General features: G+C 52.6%; 2 protein-coding genes. Both read right to left on the bottom strand.

Translation table 11 applies throughout. The features are described from left to right. A partial coding sequence (locus lacNas_RS04230) for a heavy metal translocating P-type ATPase (protein ID WP_201346627.1) occupies positions 1 to 1,602 on the bottom strand: 1,602 nt, incomplete at its 3' end. 123 nt (positions 1,603 to 1,725) lie between these two features. After that, the gene (gene cbpB, locus lacNas_RS04225) at positions 1,726 to 2,226 is read right to left on the bottom strand and encodes a cyclic-di-AMP-binding protein CbpB (RefSeq protein ID WP_201331604.1); all 501 of its coding nucleotides are present in this window, start codon (positions 2,224 to 2,226) and stop codon (positions 1,726 to 1,728) included. Between the last annotated feature and the right edge of the window lie 738 nt (positions 2,227 to 2,964).

Here is a 2,964-nt window from a genome sequence, read left to right as displayed (position 1 = left end):
ATCGTTGATCTTGCTCAGGTCGTTGACCATGATGACCGCGTCGGCGCTTTCGCTGGCCGCGGTAGCCCCCTTGGCCCCCATGGCAATGCCGACGTCAGCAGCCGTCAAGCTTGGGGCGTCGTTGATCCCGTCCCCGGTCATGACGACTGGGCGGTTTTCAGGCGCCACGTTCTTGATGGCTTCGATCTTTTGGGCTGGCAAAAGGCTGGCCCGGACATCGTCAACGCCGGCCACGTCAGCAATCGCTTGGGCCACGTCCTTGTTGTCCCCGGTCAGCATCATGATGTGCTTGGCCCCTTGCTTGCGCAGGCGGGCCAGGGTCTGCGGCGTTTCTGGCCGCAATTGGTCCTTGAAGGTGATGCAGCCGGCATACTTGCCGTCAACGGAAACGTAGACGGCGGTAGTCTTGGCCTTGGCTACATTGGCATCAGGCGCCACGTAGGAAAGCTTGCCGACCATGACGGTCTTGCCGTCAACAGTCCCGCTGACCCCGTTACCGGTTGATTCCTGCAGGTTGCTTACGGCTTGGATCATGGACTTGTCGGTCCCTTGAACCAGGGAGTTGGCGATAATGTGGCCAGATTGCTGCTCCAGGCTGGCCGCGTAGCTTTGGATGCTTTCCTTGTCAAAGCCGTTTTCCGGCAGAACGTCTTGGATGACCAGTTGGTTCTGGGTCAAAGTACCGGTCTTGTCGAAGGCAAAAGTCTTGGCCTTGGCCAGCTGTTCCAGGGTCGGACCAGACTTGACGATGATGTGGTGCTTGGACATGGAGCTCATCCCCGCTACCAGGGCAACTGGAGCGGCGATCAAGAGCGGACATGGGGAAGCAACGACCATGACTTCGGCAAAGCGGGTGAAGTTCCCGGTCGTTACCCAGGCCGCGATCCCGATGATCAATGAAATAATGGTAAACGGCACGGCGTAGCGGTCGGCCATCTTGACGAACTTGGCCGGCTGGGCGGCAGAGGACTTGACCAGTTCCACGATGGACTGGTATTCAGAGTCCTTGGCCAGCTTCTTGACTTCCATGGTGACGGCCGTTTCCCCGTTAAGGGAACCGGACATCAGGTCGTCGCCGACGGTCTTGTCGACCGGCACGGATTCACCGGTCAAAGATGACTGGTCAAAGGCCGAGCTGCCTTCGATGATGGTCCCGTCAACCGGCACCTGCTGGCCCGGCTTGATCAGGACCTTGTCGCCGATCTGCAGGTCGTCAACCTTGACTTCGACCACCTTGCCGTCAACCAGTTTGCCGGCTACCCGCGGGTTCTTGTCCAAAAGGGCCCGCAGCTTGCGGTTGGCCTGGCCGGTCGCGTAGTCTTCCAGGCTCTCGCCACCCGTGGACATGACCAGGATCATCCATTCAGCCCAGTAGTCCCGGGTGATGATCATGGAAATGACCGCGATCAGGGCAAGAACGTCAATGCCCCTGTGGCCTTCCTTGAGGTCGTCCAACATTTCTTTTGCTAAAGAGAAACTGACATAAGCACCAGCGATGTCGAACATGACTTCCGCGATTCCCGGAACGTGCAAGACATTGTCAGTGATCAGCCCGATTGCCCCGATGACGAGGACAACGATGAATTTCCATTGGCGTTTCATGATTGATTCCTCCCAGTAAAAAAGGAGTGCTGACACACACTTTTTTATCTCTATCTTGATATATCTTATTAAATAAATTTTAACACAAGTTGGATCGTTTTCATGAGAAATGCTTGTAAAAGATTATTTCCCGCCAGCCTGCAGCCGGAGGGGCTGTTTTTTGTCAATCGTGACATAGCGGTCGTCAAAAGTGTGCGCCAGATAATTGAAAGCCTTGAACCATTCCCGCCGGGTGATCATGCCTTGAAACACCCCGCGGTCGTCGACCACGGGGAGGAAGTTGTGGTCAACCAGGAGGTGGAGCTGGGTTTCCAGGTCCTTCTCCGTAAAATTGACCGACACGAAATCTGTCTGCATGACGTCCTTGACCTTGTAATGGTTCAAGGGCTTGGTGGAGATGCCGTCCAGTTCCAGCATCTTGTCGGTAATCATGGCCAGGCTCAACAGGCCCGTGATCTGTCCCTCCTGGTTCAGGACCGGGATCTTGGCATACTTGACCTTGGTGAGGATCAAGAAGGCATGGTAGAGGGGGTTGTCCTCCTCGACAAAAGCAATCTTGCTGGCCGGGATCAGAAAAGATCCCGATTTATCCTCAATGACGCGTTGGATAGCTGCTGAAATCATCGACTTAATTCCTTATAATTTCCTATTCTTAATTTGGTTTTGACATAATTAAAGTATAAAACTGTTTGAGAAAAAGAAAAAGGCCTGCGTCTTGCAGGCCTACTTGGTTTTCATCTACTTTGGAGGAGTAAGAATGAATGAAATAAAAAAGTGGGAGTATTTGTAACGAGTTCTACCAGCTCGTTACATTGTTTATCATACAGGGAAATTCTCAATAAAGGGTTTGGAATTCCTTAACAAATCGTAAAGAATTGCTTGCGGATCTATAAAGAGCCGCAATGACTCCCGCGGTGCAACAAAAAAGCTCACGCAACGCACGTGAGCCGAAAGGGATAGATATGAATCGACTATGGAGTCAGTCGATATTTTTCATTTACTTTGGAGGAGTATGAATGAAAAACAAAAAGTTGAGTGTAGTAGCAAGCTCTCACTTGCTACAGTCATTATATTATACCGGAAGTGTGAACAAATTGTGATATTTTGCAAAAAAGTTGCCAAAAAGGCAAAAAATTTGTTTCGGGCCTGCCGATGCTTGCTAAGATAGAAGAGAATTTACAGAGGCAGGGCGAGAGAAAGTCCCGAAAGGAGCGGCAATGGCGAAAAAAGCAAGAAAAAGCGGCAAGAAACTGGTCAGCCGGAAAAAGCACCACTTCCGCCGGCGGCTGCGGCTGCTGGTCTTCAGCCTGGTCCTGCTGGCGGGCCTGGGCGCGGCCGGCTGGTACTGGGCCTACCCGGCCT

This window comes from Lactobacillus nasalidis, assembly GCF_016587775.1.
Lineage (GTDB): Bacteria > Bacillota > Bacilli > Lactobacillales > Lactobacillaceae > Lactobacillus > Lactobacillus nasalidis.
Note: the sequence above shows the minus strand (reverse complement) of the source record. Positions and strands in the feature narration are given on the sequence as shown.

Coding starts and splice junctions, on each gene's coding strand:
- cbpB (WP_201331604.1), bottom strand. CDS start 2,226: ATGATTTCAGCAGCTATCCAACGCGTCATTGAGGATAAATCGGGATCT.